At 65.4% G+C, this 17,089-nt stretch carries 15 protein-coding genes and 1 riboswitch; of the genes, 12 read left to right on the top strand and 3 right to left on the bottom strand.

From position 1 onward, the window contains the following. Window positions 1–2: 2 nt before the first annotated feature. Together ctaA and DEM26_RS07395 are read left to right on the top strand one after the other, a co-directional pair. The gene (ctaA, locus tag DEM26_RS07400; RefSeq protein WP_109172052.1) at window positions 3–1,157 is read left to right on the top strand and encodes a heme A synthase; all 1,155 of its coding nucleotides are present in this window, start codon (window positions 3–5) and stop codon (window positions 1,155–1,157) included. Further along, window positions 1,154–2,620: a carboxypeptidase M32 gene (locus DEM26_RS07395; RefSeq protein ID WP_109172051.1), complete on the top strand. Its 1,467-nt coding sequence runs from the start codon at window positions 1,154–1,156 to the stop codon at window positions 2,618–2,620. Before ctaA ends, DEM26_RS07395 begins: the two co-directional genes overlap by 4 nt. A gap of 84 nt (window positions 2,621–2,704) precedes the next feature. On the opposite strand, the gene DEM26_RS07390 is transcribed toward DEM26_RS07395, so the two are convergent. Next, on the bottom strand, window positions 2,705–4,558 hold the full coding sequence (locus tag DEM26_RS07390) for an ABC-F family ATP-binding cassette domain-containing protein (RefSeq protein WP_088719350.1): 1,854 nt from the start codon (window positions 4,556–4,558) through the stop codon (window positions 2,705–2,707). Between the two features lie 271 nt (window positions 4,559–4,829). Between DEM26_RS07390 and ndk the strand changes: the two genes are divergently transcribed. After that, the gene (ndk, locus tag DEM26_RS07385; protein WP_075775069.1) at window positions 4,830–5,252 is read left to right on the top strand and encodes a nucleoside-diphosphate kinase; all 423 of its coding nucleotides are present in this window, start codon (window positions 4,830–4,832) and stop codon (window positions 5,250–5,252) included. A gap of 1 nt (window position 5,253) precedes the next feature. On the opposite strand, the gene DEM26_RS07380 is transcribed toward ndk, so the two are convergent. Both DEM26_RS07380 and DEM26_RS07375 read right to left on the bottom strand, forming a co-directional pair. After that, complete coding sequence (locus DEM26_RS07380; RefSeq protein ID WP_109172050.1) at window positions 5,254–5,613, bottom strand: TfoX/Sxy family DNA transformation protein; 360 nt, start codon at window positions 5,611–5,613, stop codon at window positions 5,254–5,256. A 574-nt stretch (window positions 5,614–6,187) separates the two neighbouring features. Next, a complete protein-coding gene (locus DEM26_RS07375) occupies window positions 6,188–6,667 on the bottom strand; it encodes an RrF2 family transcriptional regulator (RefSeq protein ID WP_075775067.1) in 480 nt (159 codons plus the stop codon). A gap of 392 nt (window positions 6,668–7,059) precedes the next feature. On the opposite strand from DEM26_RS07375, the gene speB reads away from it, so the two are divergent. From speB to DEM26_RS07330, 9 genes are all read left to right on the top strand, one after another. Further along, window positions 7,060–8,031, top strand: coding sequence for an agmatinase (gene speB / locus DEM26_RS07370; protein WP_109172049.1), 972 nt, complete (start codon window positions 7,060–7,062; stop codon window positions 8,029–8,031). Further along, window positions 8,028–8,453 carry a DUF1499 domain-containing protein gene (locus tag DEM26_RS07365; protein ID WP_088718440.1) on the top strand — a complete coding sequence of 142 codons (426 nt, stop codon included), beginning with the start codon at window positions 8,028–8,030 and terminating at the stop codon, window positions 8,451–8,453. Before speB ends, DEM26_RS07365 begins: the two co-directional genes overlap by 4 nt. Before the next feature lie 163 nt (window positions 8,454–8,616). Next, entirely contained in the window at window positions 8,617–9,654 is a 1,038-nt protein-coding gene (locus DEM26_RS07360) for a DUF475 domain-containing protein (protein WP_369907757.1), read from the top strand. A gap of 29 nt (window positions 9,655–9,683) precedes the next feature. Beyond that, window positions 9,684–9,877: riboswitch (cobalamin riboswitch) on the top strand. Between the two features lie 138 nt (window positions 9,878–10,015). Beyond that, the gene (locus tag DEM26_RS07355) at window positions 10,016–11,830 is read left to right on the top strand and encodes a TonB-dependent receptor plug domain-containing protein (RefSeq protein WP_109172048.1); all 1,815 of its coding nucleotides are present in this window, start codon (window positions 10,016–10,018) and stop codon (window positions 11,828–11,830) included. Beyond that, window positions 11,817–12,683 carry an ABC transporter substrate-binding protein gene (locus tag DEM26_RS07350; protein WP_158275095.1) on the top strand — a complete coding sequence of 289 codons (867 nt, stop codon included), beginning with the start codon at window positions 11,817–11,819 and terminating at the stop codon, window positions 12,681–12,683. The genes DEM26_RS07355 and DEM26_RS07350 overlap by 14 nt, the downstream gene beginning before the upstream one ends. Continuing rightward, window positions 12,680–13,663 (top strand): FecCD family ABC transporter permease, encoded by a 984-nt coding sequence (locus tag DEM26_RS07345; RefSeq protein ID WP_088724438.1) that lies wholly within the window; start codon window positions 12,680–12,682, stop codon window positions 13,661–13,663. Before DEM26_RS07350 ends, DEM26_RS07345 begins: the two co-directional genes overlap by 4 nt. Continuing rightward, a complete protein-coding gene (locus DEM26_RS07340) occupies window positions 13,663–14,409 on the top strand; it encodes an ABC transporter ATP-binding protein (RefSeq protein ID WP_109172046.1) in 747 nt (248 codons plus the stop codon). The genes DEM26_RS07345 and DEM26_RS07340 overlap by 1 nt, the downstream gene beginning before the upstream one ends. Further along, complete coding sequence (locus DEM26_RS07335) at window positions 14,409–15,200, top strand: cobalamin-binding protein (protein ID WP_075775059.1); 792 nt, start codon at window positions 14,409–14,411, stop codon at window positions 15,198–15,200. Before DEM26_RS07340 ends, DEM26_RS07335 begins: the two co-directional genes overlap by 1 nt. 81 nt (window positions 15,201–15,281) lie before the next feature. Next, a complete protein-coding gene (locus tag DEM26_RS07330) occupies window positions 15,282–16,892 on the top strand; it encodes an FMN-binding glutamate synthase family protein (RefSeq protein ID WP_088718446.1) in 1,611 nt (536 codons plus the stop codon). Window positions 16,893–17,089 lie beyond the last annotated feature (197 nt).

The following is a 17,089-nucleotide window of genomic DNA, read 5'->3' as shown; positions in this document are numbered from 1 at the left end:
GCATGGCCGAAAAACGCAGCATCTTCGAGGAAGTCGGAGCCGAGGGCAGTGCCAAACGGGCCGAGCCCAAGGGAGGCATGATCGACGCCAAGCCGCGCGGCGCGCGCCGGGCGATCCGGATGTGGCTGTTCGTGCTGTTCACGCTGGTCGTGGCGATGATCGCGGTAGGCGGGGCCACGCGCCTCACCGATAGCGGTCTGTCGATCACGCGCTGGGACCCGATCTCGGGTGCGATCCCGCCGATGAGCGATGCGGACTGGCAGGCGGAATTCACTCATTACAAAGAGAGCCCGCAGTTCAAATACATGAACCCGAACATGACCGTGTCCGAGTTCAAGGGCATCTTCTGGTGGGAATGGGGGCACCGGCAGCTGGGCCGCCTGATCGGCATGGTCTGGTTCATCGGCTTCATCGGCTTCTGGCTGACCAAGAAAATCCCGACCGGCTGGACGGGTCGACTGTTCAGTCTCGGGATACTGGGCGGTTTGCAGGGCGCGATCGGCTGGTGGATGGTGTCTTCGGGCCTCGTGGGGCGGATGACGTCGGTCGCCTCTTATCGTCTGGCCACGCATCTCGGCCTCGCTTTCATCATCCTTGGTCTGATCTCCTGGTTCGCGCTGCAACTCTCGCGCCCGGAATCGGCGCTGTTGCAGGCACGTAGACTGGCCGAACCGCGCCTGACCCGGATCGGCTCGGTGCTGATCGGGCTGGTTTTCGTGCAGATTCTTCTCGGCGCGCTGACCGCGGGGATCGACGCCGGGCTCGCTTTCCCGACATGGCCCTCGATGAACGGACAGTTCCTGCCCTCCGAGAGCTTCGATTACACGCCGATCTGGCGCAACTTCTTCGAGAACCCGGCGCTGGTGCAATTCATGCACCGGATGGTCGGCTATCTCGTCTTCGCCTCGGGCCTTTATGCCGCATGGCGCGCGCGCAGCTCGGCCCATCCGCGCACCAAGGAAGCCTTCGCGCTGATGGCCGCGATGATCTTCTTCCAGATGGTGCTGGGCATCACCACCGCGCTTGAGCTGGTGAATTACTGGTGGCTGGGTCTCATCCATCAGTTCGGCGCCGTTATTACATGGGTCCTCGTGATCCGCGCGCGTCACATGGCGCGCTTCCCCCTTGTTCGTTCCATCCGGGAGGGCCGCGTATGAGCGCCTATCAGGACCTGCTCGCGCATCAGCGCGAAACCGAAGCGCTGGGCAATATCGCCGGGCTGCTGAGCTGGGATCAGGAAGTGATGATGCCGCGCGGCGCCGCCGATCAGCGCGCCGAGGAATCCGCGGCGCTGGAATCGGTGCTGCATGCGCGCCGCACCGATCCGCGTATCGAAGACTGGCTGGCCCGCGCCGAGGCCGACGACGCGGTGAGCGCGCGCATTCTCGATCTGGTCGGGCGCAGCTACAACCGCGCGACCCGTATCCCGGCGCGCCTCGCGACCGAGATGGCGCGGCTGACTTCTCTGTCCCAGGGCATCTGGGCCGAGGCCCGCGCCAACGAGGACGCGTCCGCCTTCCTGCCGACGCTGGAAGAGGTTGTGCGCCTGAAGCGCGAAGAGGCGGAATGCCTGTCCGAGGGCAATCTCTACGACGCGCTGCTCGACGACTATGAGCCGGGCGCGACGTCGAAGGAAATCGCCACCGTCTTCGACCGGATGCGCGGCCCGCTGGTGGAGCTGCGCGACCGGGTGCTGGGCTCGGAGATCTCGCCGCAGCCCTTCGACAAGGTCTTCCCCGAGAACGCCCAGCTGCGGCTCGCGCGTAAATGCGCCTCCGCCTTCGGCTATGACTGGACGCGCGGGCGGCTGGATATGTCGGTTCACCCGTTCTCCTCGGGCGGCGGCGATGATGCGCGCATCACGACGCGCATCTCCGAAAGCGACCCGTTCGGCAATATCTACTCGACGATCCACGAGGTCGGCCACGCCACCTACGAGCAGGCGATCGACGCGGCTTATCGCTTCACGCCGCTGGGCCATGGCGTCTCGATGGGCGTGCATGAAAGCCAGAGCCGGATCTACGAGAACCAGCTTGGCCGCTCGGCCCCGTTCACCGGCTGGCTGCACCAGCGCATGACCGATGCGTTCGGCGATCTCGGCATGGATAGGGAGGCCTTCCACGCGCTGGTCAACCGCGTCGACATGGGCTTCATCCGCACGGAATCGGACGAGTTGAACTACAACCTCCACATCATGCTGCGCTTCGATCTGGAGCGCGATCTGATCTCGGGCAAGCTGGAGGTCGCCGATCTCGAAGAGGCGTGGAATGCCCGCTTCGAGCAGGATTTCGGCGTGAAGGTCACCAAGCCCAGCCAGGGTTTCCTGCAGGATGTACACTGGTCGGTGGGACTGTTCGGCTATTTCCCGACCTATGCGCTCGGCAATGTCTATGCGGGCTGTCTGGACGAGGCGATGCGCGCGGTTACGCCCGGGATCGACGCAGCCCTCGCCGAGGGCGATGCGACGCCCGCGAAACAATGGCTCGACGAAAACCTGCGCGTCCACGGCGGGTTGCGCACGCCGCGCGAGACGATCCGGCATGCCTGCGGGTTCGAGCCGACCGAGACGCCGCTGCTGGCTTATCTCACGCGGAAATTCGAGGGCATCTACAAGCTGTGAGCCGAAGCGCTTGCCGAAAGGGCAGGCGCCTCCGGCGGGGATATTTGGGTCAAGAGGAAGGGGCGGGCGGCCCCTTCGACGATCTTAATTTTGCTCAGCGGTTTCCAGCTTTTCCAAGGCCGCCATCCAGAGTGCTTCGGCCTTCTCCATCGCCTGCGTCGCCTCGGTGTGCTTCGCTTGCCAGACCGCGAGGTCCTTTGCCTTTTCCGGCTCGTAAAGCGCGGGATCGGCGAGTTTCGCGTCGAGCTTCTCCAGCATGCCGCTAAGCTTCTCGACCCGGGCCTCGCAGTCGCGCACCTCGCGCTTCATTGCCGTCATCGCATCGCGGGAGGGCTTGGCCGTTTTCGGTGCTGCGGGCTTCGCGGGCTTGTCTTCGGGCGGCGGCGCCAGCAGCTCGGCGCGGTAGCTTTCCAGATCGCCCTGATAGGGCGCGACCGCGCCGCCTTTCACCAGCCAGAGCCGGTCCGCGACCAGTCCCAAGAGGTGCATGTCGTGGCTGACGAGGATCACCGCGCCGGAATATTCGGTGAGCGCGGTCACCAGCGCCTCGCGGCTCTCGATGTCGAGGTGGTTGGTCGGCTCGTCGAGGATCAAGAGATGCGGCGCGTCGAGCGTCGCCAGCAGGAGCGACAGCCGCGCCTTCTGTCCACCCGAGAGCTTGCCCACCGCCGTCTCCGCCTGATCCGCGCCGAGGCCGAAGCCAGCGAGCCGCGCGCGCAGCTTGGCGGGATGCTCGTCGGGACGCTCGCGCTTGAGATGGGTCAGCGGCGTTTCCTTAAGGTCAAGCTCATCCACCTGATGCTGGGCGAAATAGCCGATCCGAAGCTTGGAGGACCGCGTGATCTTGCCCTCCATCACCTGAAGTTTGTCCGCCAAGAGCTTGGAAAGCGTGGATTTCCCCTCACCATTTCGACCCAGAAGCGCGATCCGGTCGTCCTGATCGATACGCAGGTTGAGACGCTTCAGGATCGCCGGGCCGCCATAGCCGACAGCGGCGCTTTCCATCGCGATGATCGGCGGCGAGAGCTGCTCGGGCTCGGGGAATGTGAAGACCTGCTTGGCCGCTTCTTCCGGCGCGGTGATCGGCTCCATCTTCTCGAGCATCTTGACCCGCGCCTGCGCCTGCTTGGCCTTGGTGGCCTTCGCGCGGAACCGATCGACGAAGCTTTGCAGATGGGCCCGGCGCGCGTCCTGCTTCTTGGCCTGCGCGGCCTGCGCCTCGCGGCGCAGCCTGCGGGTGCGGGCAAAGGTGTCGTAGCCGCCCTGATAGAGGGTCAGTTGCTTGTCCTCGAGATGCAGGATCGAGCCCACCGCGCGATTCAGCAGATCGCGGTCGTGCGAGATCACGATCACCGTATGCGGGTAGCGCATCAGGTAGCTTTCCAGCCAGAGCGCGCCTTCGAGATCGAGATAGTTCGTCGGTTCGTCCAGAAGCAGCAGATCGGGTTGCGCGAAGAGCACGCCCGCCAGCGCCACGCGCATCCGCCAGCCGCCCGAGAAATCCGAACAGGGGCGCTTCTGCGCCTCCATGTCGAAGCCGAGCCCCTTCAGGATGGCGGAGGCCCGCGCCTCGCCCGACCATGCGTCGGTATCAGCGAGCCGCGCATGCACTTCGGCGATGCGATGCGGATCGGTCGCCGTCTCGGCCTCGGCTAGAAGACTGGCACGTTCCTCATCGGCGGCCAGCACGGTGTCGAGCAGCGAGGTCGAAGAAGACGGCACCTCCTGCGCGACGCCGCCGACGCGGGCGCGCGAGGGCAGGGCGATCTCGCCGCCATCCAGCGTCAGCTCTCCCCGGATCAGCCTAAACAGCGTGGTCTTGCCCGCGCCGTTGGGGCCGACGAGGCCGACCTTGTGGCCTTCGGGGATCGTAGCGGAGGCGTTCGCAAAGAGCGGACGGCCTTCGATCGAAAAAGAGATATCGGAGATGCGCAACATGGGGCCTGACTTGGCGCAGGGGCGCGCGACAGTCAATCGCTGCTGCGCGCCGCGCCGCTTCGGCTTGGCAAAAAATATCCCCGCCGGAGGCGTCCTTCGGCCCGTGACGCCCGGCGGCCCGCCGGTCTGCCTTGACCAAACGGTCACGAAACCGCGCTAGACTCGCCCCGGGCCCGCCCATGAGGGCTTTTCAAGCCAGCCCCTGCATGATAGCAGGCGCGGGATATTTCGGACCGGCTTTCCGGCCGCGAACACAAGGAAAGGGTCACACATGGCCATCGAACGCACGCTGAGCATCATCAAACCCGACGCGACCAAGCGCAACCTCACTGGCAAGATCAATGCCAAGTTCGAGGAAGCGGGTCTGCGCATCGTCGCGCAAAAGCGCATCCAGCTGACCATGGAACAGGCCGGCAAGTTCTATGAAGTGCACAAAGAGCGCCCCTTCTACGGCGAACTGTGCGAATTCATGGCGTCCGAGCCGGTCGTCGTTCAGGTCCTCGAAGGGGAAGGCGCGATCGCCAAGAACCGCGAAGTGATGGGCGCGACCAACCCGGCGGAAGCCGACGAGGGCACCATCCGCAAGGAATACGCGCTCTCCGTGGGTGAGAACTCGGTGCACGGCTCCGACGCTCCGGAAACCGCTGCGGAAGAAATCTCGTTCTTCTTCTCGGGTCTCGAGATCGTCGGCTGATCTAGCGTTTCGCGATCAGACCAATTTCCGAGAGGGCCGCGTCCAGCCGGGCGCGGCCCTTTTCTTTTGCGGAAGGCGCGGAGCTGTCCTCCGCTGCGATCCGCGCCTTGAGCGCGTCGAATTTCTTCCGGAATGCGGCCTTCTCGGCGCCGCGGCAGTCGTTCCACGGCCGACCCTGCAGCGCCATGTGCAGTGCGTAATAACCGATGAAATGGGCGGGGTTCCCGGCCTCGATCCAGGCGGCATAGGCGGCGTCCGCTCCGATCTCGCGCAGGTCTTCCGCCGAGGTGATCCCGGCGCGCATGAAACCTTCGGCGGTGGCGGGGCCGATCCCCTTGATGGAGGTGATAGAGGTGCTCATCGTGCCGGACGGTCCTTCGGGCCGCGCGGCAAGGGCAGCGCGACGGATTGGCGGATCATCGCAGTCTGAAGCTGGACTTCGCGCCACGCAAGAGCAGCGCGAAGGAGAGATCGAATGGCGGGCGGCGCGAAAACCGGCGGTGGATGAAGATGCCGGTTGCGGGGCCTGCCTGGGCCGCTATCATCGCGGCGCGAGAGAGGGCGTCAGATGGACGCCCAATCGTCGAATACGGTGCCGTTCTGTTGGGTCGTATTGCCCGTTTGGCCTTGTTGCTGGCCAGGACGGTTCGTGCCGCCTTGCTGTTGCTGGCCTGATTGATTGCCCGATTGCTGTTGCATGACCTAAGCCTTGTGATGAGTCGCGTTCTAGCGGGGTCTTCCCGTTGCTGCGACAAGTAGCCACAGGCTCTCGCCGAGAAAAGGGTCGGTCAAGCGAAACTGATTTTTGGTCGCATTGGCGTGAGCGACCGTCATGAAACTGTGACGTCGCCGACACGAAAGCGCGGATTTTGGCGCGAGTGCGTCAAGAATTCGGACCTATCGTGGCCGCCTGCGCGGAGCGTTGTTTCAAAGGGCTATCGCGCAGCTCGCGCCGCCGTGCAGATCGGGATGGGTTGCAGGCCGGGCAGGCTGAGCATCGCTTCCAGCGCGGTGTTGTTCTCGACCAGATCGGCGATGGTCTTGCGGTCGAGCGTTCCGTAAAACGCCTCGAGCGCCTCGCTCAGCGCATCGCGGAACAGGCAGGCGTCGCGCAGCGGGCAGGTGTTGGTCTCGGTGTCGAAACATTCCGCGAAAGGCAGGCGGGCCTCGAAGGCGCGCAGCACGTTGCCGACGCCGATCTGTTCGGGTGGGCGCGCAAGTTTCATGCCACCGGCGCGGCCGCGCAGGGTGGTGATGAAATCCTCATGCGCAAGGGTGTTGATCACCTGCGCCAGATGGTTCTCGGACGCATTGCAGGCTTCCGCGATCTCGTGCTTGCGCACGGTGCGGTCCGGATTGACCGCACAGAACATCAGCACACGCATCGCGAGATTGGTTCGAGTGGTCAAACGCATCGTAACTCCTCCAGCTCACGCGGCGGTGATATAGATAAGTTTGCCTCGCAAGTTTGACCTATGTCACATTCATTGGAAATTTTCGCGCCGAGGCGAGATTTTGCCGCGCCGTTGTCACGCGGGCCAATATCGGTTGGGTGAAGCGGGGCTGCCGGGCCGGCGCGGCGGGCGCGTCCATTCGATGAAGTCGCGGCACACGGTGGCGTGAGCGAATGAGAGCTTCGGTCTTCTGCGCCCGGTTCGCGCGGTTGCGGGCGCTGCCCGGCCCGGATCGTCCCGGGCGGGCCCTTGTCGGAGTGCGCGGGTTCGGACGCATCCCTCGTCGCCTTGCGGGGCAACTTGACCTCCCGCGAGGGCTGGCGCAGATTTCGCGGGCGAAAGGGAGGGCGCCCATGGCTCTGGAAGATGCGAAAACCCAAGTGGATCAGGCCTTTACGCGCGCAGATGCGCGCGGTCTGAGCTTCGAGAATACCTTCGGTGGCGCGACCAGCTTCTTGCGGCGGCGCTACACGAAAGACCTCGCAGGCGCGCAGATCGCCGTGACCGGCATCCCCTTCGATCAGGCGGTGACCAATCGCCCCGGCACGCGGTTTGGGCCGCGCGCGATCCGCGAAGCCTCGACGCTGCAGGCTTTCGATGCGCCCTATGGCTGGGGCTATGACCCGCTCTCCGAGCTGGCGATCGTCGATTACGGTGACATGCCCTTCGACTATGCCAATGTGCCCGAGGTGCCGGGCCGGATCGAGGCGCATCTCGGCGCGATCTTCGGGGCGGGCGTGGTGCCGATCACGCTCGGCGGCGATCACTTCATCACGCTTCCGATCCTGCGCGCGGCAGTCGCCGCGCATGGCGAGATCGCGCTGATCCAGATCGACGCCCATTCCGACACATGGGCCGATGACGACATGGACCGGATCGACCACGGCACTTTCCTCTACAAGGCGATCAAGTCGGGCGTCTTGCGGGCGGAGAATGTGGTCTCGGTCGGCATCCGCACCGACAATCCCGATACGCTGGGCGTGAACATCGTGGATGCGCCGAGCGTGCATCGCGAAGGGATCGGTCCCACGCTCGAACGCATCCGCGCGGTGGTGGGTGATAGACCCTGCTACCTCACCTTCGACATCGACGGTCTGGACCCGGCCTTCGCGCCCGGCACCGGTACGCCTGTCTGGGGCGGCCTGGCGAGCTGGCAGGCGGCAGAGCTGTTGCGCGGGCTGAAGGGCATCAACCTGATCGGCGGCGACGTGGTCGAGGTCTCTCCGCCCTACGATCCGACCGGGGTGACGGCGATCGCCGGGGCTCATGTCGCGACCGAGCTGATCGCCCTTGCGGGCTGGGCGATGCGGGAGAGGGGGGCATGAAACGGGCCGTGACGATCCTCGCGCTCGGGCTCGCCGTCGTGGTGGCGGCCGACGGGTGGGTGCGCCTCGCCCCGATTGATCCGGCGCGCTTCGATGTCGACGGGCTGGCGAAAGCGCCCGGTGACCACCCGGAGACAGGCGGGTTTCAGGCCGTGCGCGACGTCTCCGATCCGCCGGCGCAGATGGCCGCGCTCGACAAGATCATCCGGGGCACCGCGCGCACCAAGCGCGTCGCGGGCAGCGCCGACGAGGGCTACGCGGCCTATGTGACGCGCTCGGCCGTCTGGGGCTTTCCCGATGTCACCACGCTCTGGATCGAAGGCGATACGCTGCAGATCCGCGGGCACCTCGTCTACGGGAAATCCGATCTCGGGGTGAACGAGGCGCGGATCAAGGGCTGGCTCGACGAGGTCGGGCTCTAGCGGGCGCGACCCGCCGTGCGCAGGGTATCTTGCGCCGCGTTTTCCCGCCGACCCGCCCCACGCCGTAGGGTCACACAGACCAACTCTGACAGTGCGCTCCCTTGCGAAGACGGGGGGCGAAGCCTAAGTGAGGCCTCATGCAGCCGGAGCCAGCATGACCATCATGTATCGTTATTTTTCCTGGGCCATCGCCGTCACGGTGGCAGGGCTGGTCGGGTCCTTCGCGCTGGGGTTCGCTCAGACCGGCGGGCTTGGCGGCGCGGTCTCTTTCCTGATGATCACTGCCGTGCTGGCCGTGCTGGAAATCTCGCTGAGCTTCGACAACGCCATCGTCAACGCCAACAAGCTGCACCAGATGACGCCGAAATGGCAGCGTCGTTTCCTGACATGGGGTATCCTGATCGCGGTGTTCGGGATGCGTATCCTCTTCCCGCTTCTGATCGTCGTGATCGCCGCCGGGATCGGACCGTGGGATGCGGTTCTTCTGGCTGCGAAACACCCGGCCGAATATGCCGAGATCATCGAGGACGCGCATCTGTCGATCGCGGGCTTCGGTGGCGCCTTCCTGATGATGGTAGCGCTCACCTATTTCATCGACGAGGGCAAGGAGGTCGACTGGATCCGCGCGCTGGAGCGCCGGTTGCGCGCGCTCGCGTCGATCCGGGGCCTGGAGATCGGCTTCGTGCTGGTCGTCGTTCTGCTTTTCACCTGGATTCTGCCGGAGGGGCGCGAGGACGAGTTCCTCTTCGCCTCCATCTGCGGTCTTGCGACCTTTCTCGGCGTCGAGGTGCTCAGCCACGTGCTCGACCGGACGAATATCGCCGCCGAGACGGCCAAGGCGGGCCTCGGCGCGTTTCTCTATCTCGAAGTGCTCGATGCGTCCTTCAGTTTCGACGGGGTGATCGGGGCCTTCGCGCTGACCCAGAACCTGTTTCTGATCGCGATCGGTCTGGGGATCGGCGCGATGTACGTGCGCTCGATGACCCTGATGCTGGTGGAGCGCAACACGCTCAGCGAATTCCGCTATCTCGAGAACGGCGCCTTCTGGTCGATCCTGATCCTCTCCGTCGTCATGTTCGCGCAGACGCTGGTGGAAGTGCCCGAGGTGATCACCGGCCTGATCGGGGCCGGGCTGATCGGTCTCGCGCTGCTATCCTCGATCCGGTTCAACCGACGCTGCCGGCGCGCCGTGGAAAGCTGAAATATTCTTGACTCAGTGCGGCGCGCGCGGCACAGCAGGGGCACTTCGGTTCCGCGAAAGCGGATGAAAAGGGAACCCGGTGCGATGCGTGCATTCATTCCGGGGCTGCCCCCGCAACTGTGAGCGGCGAGTGACGGCTGACTGAGCCACTGGGGAGACCCGGGAAGGCCAGCCGGAACCAGGACCCGCGAGCCAGGAGACCTGCCGAGGCGCTCATCCTTTCTGCCTGTGCGGGGCGCGCAGCGGAGGCGGTCTTCCGTCAGTGGTGACATTTTTCACCGTCGGCGGAAATTCCAAATTTCCAAAGACTTGCAATGCGAAGTTCACGCGACCGCAGAGTCGCGGCACGAGGGAATTGGATATGATCCGCACCCGTTTGACCGTGGGCCTGATGCTCACCACAGCGCTGGCAGGCCCCGCGCTCGCGCAAGATGCGCAACCTTACCAACTCGATGAGATCGTGATCTATCACGGCGCGCTCGAGCCGCAATCGTCGGACAAGACCGCGCAGGCGGTCACCGTGCTGTCGCGCAAGGAGCTGGAGCGTTCGGGCCAGACCCGTCTCGCCAACCTGATCGCGCAGTCGCCGGGCGTCGGCATCCTGTCGCGCGGGCCGATGGGCGCGCAGACCGGCTTCACCATTCGCGGCGTGTCGCAGAACTACGTGAAGGTCGTGGTGGACGGGATCGACGTCTCCGATCCGTCGGCGACGCAGGTGCTGCCCGACCTGGGCCGGTTCAACACGTTCAACTACGACCGGGTCGAGATCATGCGCGGCTCGCAATCGGCGGTCTATGGCGGGCAGGCGGTCGCCGGTGTGATCAACCTCGACACGCCGCGCCCGACCGAGGATGGCGTGAGCCAAAGCGTCAAGCTCGAGCTCGGCTCCTACCACACCGCGAATGCGGCCTATAATTTCGGCTGGAAGAAGGGCGATGACGAGCTCGCGATTCAGCTGTCGAAAATTTACACTGCAGGCTTCTCGGCCGCCGACAAGAAGAACGGCAATACCGAGAAGGACGGCTACCGCGCCGACCGTGTCAGCCTGCGCGCGCAGAAGCGCATCTCCGACAATCTGCTGATCGGCTTCAACGGGTTCGCGCAGAACGATCGGGGCGAGTTCGACAATGCCTTCACCTCGCCGCCCTCCGACGACGGGGAATACACGATCCACAAGGAGCGGGGCGGACGTCTCTTCGCGAAATTCGCGACCGGCCCGCTCGATCACGAGCTCGGTCTGACCTATTACACGACCTCGCGCTGGTATCCGGTCTATGACTATGGCTACGAGGGCAAGCGCCGCAAACTCGACTGGAAAGCCTCGACCGATCTCGGGCCGGGGCGGCTGACCTTCGGGGCGGATCGCACGCTGGAAACCTATACAGGCACCTATGTCTCGGGCCACGTCCTGACGGCGGATACGGGTATCTTCGGTGAATATGCTTTCTCGCCGATGGACGGGGTGAACGTGACCGCCTCCGCGCGCCACGACGATCACTCGGATTTCGGCGGCAACACCACGGGTCGTCTGGGCGTGACGTGGCAGGCCGACGCCGCGACGCTCTACCGGGCGTCGATCGGCAATGGCTTCCGCGCGCCGTCGGGTTATGAACTCTATGACGGCTACGTGGGCAATCCCGACCTCAAGCCCGAGAAATCGCTGAGCTACGATCTCGGCGTCGAGCGTGACTTCGGTGCGCATAAGCTGACCGCGACGCTGTTCCATATCGAGGTGGACGACCTGATCGACTACGACGGCACCTACTACCAGACCTCGGGCACCGCGAAGCGGCAGGGGCTGGAGCTGGGGCTGAAAGGGCCGATCACCAGCAAGATCAACTACAGCCTCGGCTACACCTATCTCGACTGGAAGAACCCCGACGGGCTGTCGTCGGGATCGACGTGGAACTCGGCCTTCGGGCGTCATACGTTGACCGCGGGCATCGACGCGCAGGTGACCGACAAGATCACGCTCGCCGCCGATATGCGTGTGGTCACCGATCGTCAGAGCCAGCCCGATTACGGCCTGCTGAACGCGCAGATGACCTACGATCTGGGCAACGAGAAGGAGGCCTATCTGCGCATCGAGAACCTGACCGACACCGATTACCAGCTCTGGCCGGGCTACGGCACCTCGGGTCGCGCCGCCTATGTGGGGCTGCGTGCGCGGTTCTGATCTGAAATGGGCGGTTTGCGCCGCCCTTTTCGCCGCCTTGGCGGCGACCTCCTCCGCATGGGCGGAAGAGCCTGCGGGAGATGTGCCGCGGCGGGTCGTCTCCATGAACCTCTGCACCGATCAGCTGGCGCTGGCGCTGGCCGATCCGTCGCAGATCGTCTCGGTCAGCCATTTCGCGACCGACCCGTCGATGTCGGTGCACTGGAAACAGGCTGAAGACCTTCCCGTAAACTACGGTCGCGCCGAGGAAATCTCGATTCTCCATCCCGATCTCGTGCTGGCCGATACGTGGTCGAACCCCGACACGATCCGCATGTTGCGCACGCTCGGGATCCGGGTCGAGCAACTGCCGCCGGGCACCTCGCTGCCCGAGATCCGCGGCCGGATCGAGACGATGGGCAAGCTTCTTGGCCATCCCGGTCGCGCGGCGAAGATGCTCGCGGATTTCGATGCGCGGCTGGCGGCGATCCAGACACCCGCGCCGGGGCTGAAAGCTGCGATCATCGGGCCCTCGGGCTATGGCTACGGGCCGCGGACCCTTGAAGGGCAAATCCTTGAAATGGCAGGGTTTCAGAACGTCGTCAGCGGGCCGGGGCTCGACTGGGGCGGACGGTTGCCGCTGGAAGATCTGGTGATGGATCGCCCCGATCTGGTGGTCGTGGGGGGCTCGCAAGGCGGCACCGGCACGAGCCGCGCGCAGGAGGTGCTGGCGCACCCGGTGCTGCGCGATCTTCCGGTCGTGCGGGGCCTGCGCGATGCGAGCTGGACCTGCGGCGCACCGGCGATGCTGAATGCGGTAGGGCAACTGGCGACGCTTGGGCGCAAGTTCGAGAAAGAGAAGTTAACGCAATGAGTTATCGCGCGATCCTCATTCTCCTCTCAGCCTTCTGCGCGGTGCTTTTCGCAGCGTCGCTGCTGATCGGACCGTCGGGGATTTCGCCGCTCGACGGGATATCCGCGCTCATTTCCGGCGATGGCGCGGCGGGCTTGGTGATGCGCGAATTGCGCCTGCCGCGCGCGATCCTCGGTATCGGCGTTGGCGCCGCGCTGGGGCTGTCTGGCGCCGCGATGCAGGGCTTCCTGCGCAACCCGCTTGCCGAGCCTGGGCTGATCGGCACCTCTGCAGGGGCGGCGCTTGGCGCGGTCATCGCGATCCAGACCGGGCTCTACGCGCTCTTCGCCCTGGCCCTGCCGCTCGCCGCGCTGGCGGGCGCGGGCGTGGCCGTCGCGCTGATCTTGATCCTTGCCGGGCGCGAGGGCCGGGCGCTGGTTCTGATCCTTGCAGGCATCGCCGTCTCCGCGCTGGCGGCGGCGGCGACCGCGCTGGTGCTGAACCTCGCTCCGTCGCCCTATGCCGCGGCCGAGATCGTGTTCTGGATGATGGGCTCGCTTGCCGATCGGTCGATGACCCATGTTGCCCTGGCACTGCCGTTCCTGATCGTGGGCGCTTTGATCCTGCTACGCGCAGGGGCCGGGCTGGATGCGCTGAGCCTTGGGGAGGATGCTGCAGCTTCGCTTGGTATCTCTTTGAAAAAACTGAGGCTTCAGGTCGTCTTCGGGACCGCGCTCATGGTCGGTGCGGCCACGGCGGTCGCGGGTGCGATCGGCTTCGTCGGCCTCGTCGTGCCGCATCTGCTGCGCAAATCCGTGGGCGCGCGGCCCTCACGGCTGCTTCCGGCTTCGGCGCTTGGCGGGGCGGCGATGCTGACGCTGGCCGATATCGCGACGCGGGTGATCGCGCCCGAACGCGACCTGAAACTGGGGGTGCTGACCGCGCTGGTCGGCGCGCCGTTCTTCCTGTCGATGATCCGCAAGATGGGGCACGAGGGCTGATGCTGGAGCTGGAAAACCTGACCGTTCTGCGGGGCGAATGCCCGGTCGTCGATCACGTCTCGGCGCAGGTCACGCCGGGCGAGCTGATCGGGCTGATCGGGCCCAACGGCGCGGGGAAGACCTCGCTGCTGCGCGGTGCGATGGGGCTCTTGTCGCATCGCGGGGACAGCTCGCTGTCGGCGCTCGATCCGATGGCGCGGGCGCGGGCGGCGGCGTGGCTGCCGCAGGCGCGCGAAATCGCCTGGGGGCTGTCGGTCGCCGATCTGGTCGCGCTGGGGCGGTTGCCGCATGGCCGCGATCAGGCGACGCGCGGGGCGGCGGCGGTGGAAGAAGCGCTGCGCCGGATGGGGCTCGACACTTACCGAGACCGCGCCGCCACGCAGCTCTCGGGCGGCGAGCAGGCGCGGGTGCTGATCGCCCGGGCGCTCGCGCAGGAAAGCCCGCTGATCCTCGCAGACGAGCCCATTGCCGGGCTCGATCCGGCGGCGCAGATCGCGACGATGCAGGTATTCACCGCCCACGCGCAGGCGGGCGGCGCGGTCGTCACCTCACTGCATGATCTGGGGTTGGCCGCGCGCCATTGCACCCGGCTTTGGGTGATGGATCGCGGGCGGCTTGTGGCGGATGGACCGCCCGGCGAGGTCCTGACCGAGACGCTTCTGGCGCAGGTCTTCCACATCCGCGCGCACTTTAAAATCACGTCGGAAGGCGCTGTTTTCCAACCACTTTCCACATTGGGGATCTGATGGCATTTCCTCCTGAACGCATCGTCTGCCTGACCGAGGAAACGGTCGAGACGCTCTACCTTCTGGGCGAGGACGCGCGCATCGTCGGCGTCTCGGGCTACGCGGTTCGGCCCAAACGGGTACGGCAGGAAAAGCCGCGCGTCTCCGCCTTCATCTCCGCCGATCTACCGAAGATCCTTGCGCTGGAGCCGGATCTCGTCCTGACGTTCTCCGACCTTCAGGCCGACATCGTCGCGGGGCTGGTGCGCGAGGGCGTGGCCGTGCACGCGTTCAACCAGCGCTCGGTCGCGGGGATCCTCGACATGATCTGCACGGTGGGCGCGCTGGTGGGCTGCACCGAGCGGGCGGAACTGTTGGCCGCGGGCTACGAGACGCGTCTGGCGGAGGTCGCCGCGAAGCCGCGCCCGAGCCGTCCGCGCGTCTGGTTCGAGGAATGGAACGAGCCGCTGATCTCTGCCGTCGGCTGGGTGTCGGAGCTGATCGAGATCGCGGGTGGGCGCGATGTCTTCGCCGAGCTGGCGAAAGAGGGCAAAGCCAAGGATCGCATCGTCGCTCCCGAACAAGTGATCGCAGCCGCGCCCGAGGTCATCGTGGGCTCCTGGTGCGGCAAGAAATTCCGCCCCGAGAAAGTTTCCGCAAGGCCAGGCTGGCAGGACGTTCCGGCTGTTGCGCGAAACCGGCTGCACGAAGTCAAATCGACCCTCATTCTGCAGCCGGGCCCCGCCGCGCTGACCGACGGGCTCGATGCGCTCGAGGCGGCTATCTGGTCCGATCCGGGGTTGCGGGCGTAATTGTTCTTCGACATAGAACCCGCGCACGCTAGAGTGGGCGGGCAAAGCGAACACAAGACAAAAAACCCCGCGGGAGGGGGCATGTTCACGCGTTTCATACGGTTTTCTCCGCTCGTCCTGTCAGCCCTGCTGACGCTCTTCGCGCTTTCCGGCTTGATCCTGACAGATTGGTTCCTGGTCGCCGCGATCCTTTTCGGTTTCCTGACGCTGGTCGGCATCTACGACCTGATCCAGGGCCGCCACGCCATCACCCGGAACTATCCGATCCTCGGCCATCTGCGCTTCTTCTTCGAGGAGATCCGCCCCGAGATCCGGCAATACCTGATCGAAGGCGACGACGAGGAGGTGCCGTTCTCGCGTGCCACCCGCACGATCGTCTACCAGCGGGCCAAGGATATCGAGGACGCCAAGCCCTTCGGCACGCGGATGCGTGTGTCGGAATCTGGCTATCAGTGGATCACCCATTCGGTGAAGCCGCGCCACATCGAGGATAGCGATTTCCGCGTCGAGATCGGCGGCGAGACCTGCAAACAGCCCTACAAGGCGTCGATCTACAATATTTCGGCGATGTCCTTCGGAGCGCTCTCGGCGAACGCGATCATGGCGCTCAACAGAGGCGCGAAGATGGGCGGCTTCGCGCATGACACCGGTGAGGGCGGTATCTCGCGCTATCACCGCGAGGGCGGCGATCTGATCTTCGAGGTGGGCTCGGGCTATTTCGGCTGCCGCAATCACGATGGCAGCTTCAACCCCGAGAAATTCGCCAAGCGCGCGCAGGACCCGCAGGTCAAGATGATCGAGCTGAAGCTGAGCCAGGGTGCGAAGCCGGGCCACGGCGGCATGCTCCCGGCCGCAAAGATCACCCCCGAGATTGCCGAGGCGCGCGACATCCCGATGGATCGCGACTGCATCTCGCCCGCCTCGCATTCGGCCTTCTCGACGCCGATCGAGATGATGGAATTCATTGGCGAACTGCGCGAACTGTCGGGCGGCAAGCCAGTGGGTTTCAAGCTCTGCGTCGGGCATCGCCGCGAGTTCATGTGCATCGTCAAGGCGATGCTCGAGACCGGTATCACGCCCGATTTCATCGTCGTCGACGGCAAGGAAGGCGGCACCGGTGCCGCGCCTTTGGAATTCGCGAACCACATGGGCTTCCCGCTCGTGGAAGGGCTCAGCTTCGTGCACAACACGTTGCGCGGTGCGGGGCTGCGCGATCAGGTGAAGATCGGGGCCTCGGGCAAGGTCGTCACCGCGTTCCACATCGCCAAGGTTCTCGCGATCGGCGCGGATTGGGCGAATTCGGCGCGCGGTTTCATGTTCTCGATCGGCTGCATTCAGGCGCAGTCGTGCCACACCAACCGCTGCCCGACCGGCGTCACCACGCAGGACCCGATCCGTCAGCGCGCGCTGGTGGTGCCGGACAAGGCGACCCGCGTGGCCAATTTCCACCGCAACACGATGAAGGCGCTGGCCGAAATGACGGGGGCTGCGGGCCTCACCCATCCGGGCCAGTTCCTGCCGCATCACCTGCTGGTGCGCGACCGCGAGCGGGATTTCAAAGTGGGCGACGAGATCTATCACTACATGCCCGAAGGGTTCCTTCTGCGCGAGGATGACGACCGCTTCGGCTATCTCAAGCGCTGGAAGCGTGCCCGCGCCGAGGCGTTCGAGCCCTTCGACAGCGGCGTGTGAGATCGGATTTCCCGGTATCTTGGGAGAGGCGGCGACGGAGGTTGCCGCCTTTCTTTTTGGCGACGAAGGTATGCGCCGGAGGCTTCGGACGCGTCTGAAACCGTGCCTTCGCCCGGGCGGTCAGCCCGGGCTGCGCCCAACCCTCCCTCCGGGAGGGCGCATCTGCACCGGAGCCGCGCGAACGCAAGTTAGGGAGA

Origin of the sequence: Thioclava sp. NG1 (assembly GCF_003122275.1) — a bacterium.
In the GTDB taxonomy this organism is placed as follows: Bacteria; Pseudomonadota; Alphaproteobacteria; order Rhodobacterales; family Rhodobacteraceae; genus Thioclava; species Thioclava nitratireducens.
The sequence above is the reverse complement of the archived record's forward strand: the minus strand, read 5'-3'. Positions and strand labels throughout refer to the sequence as shown.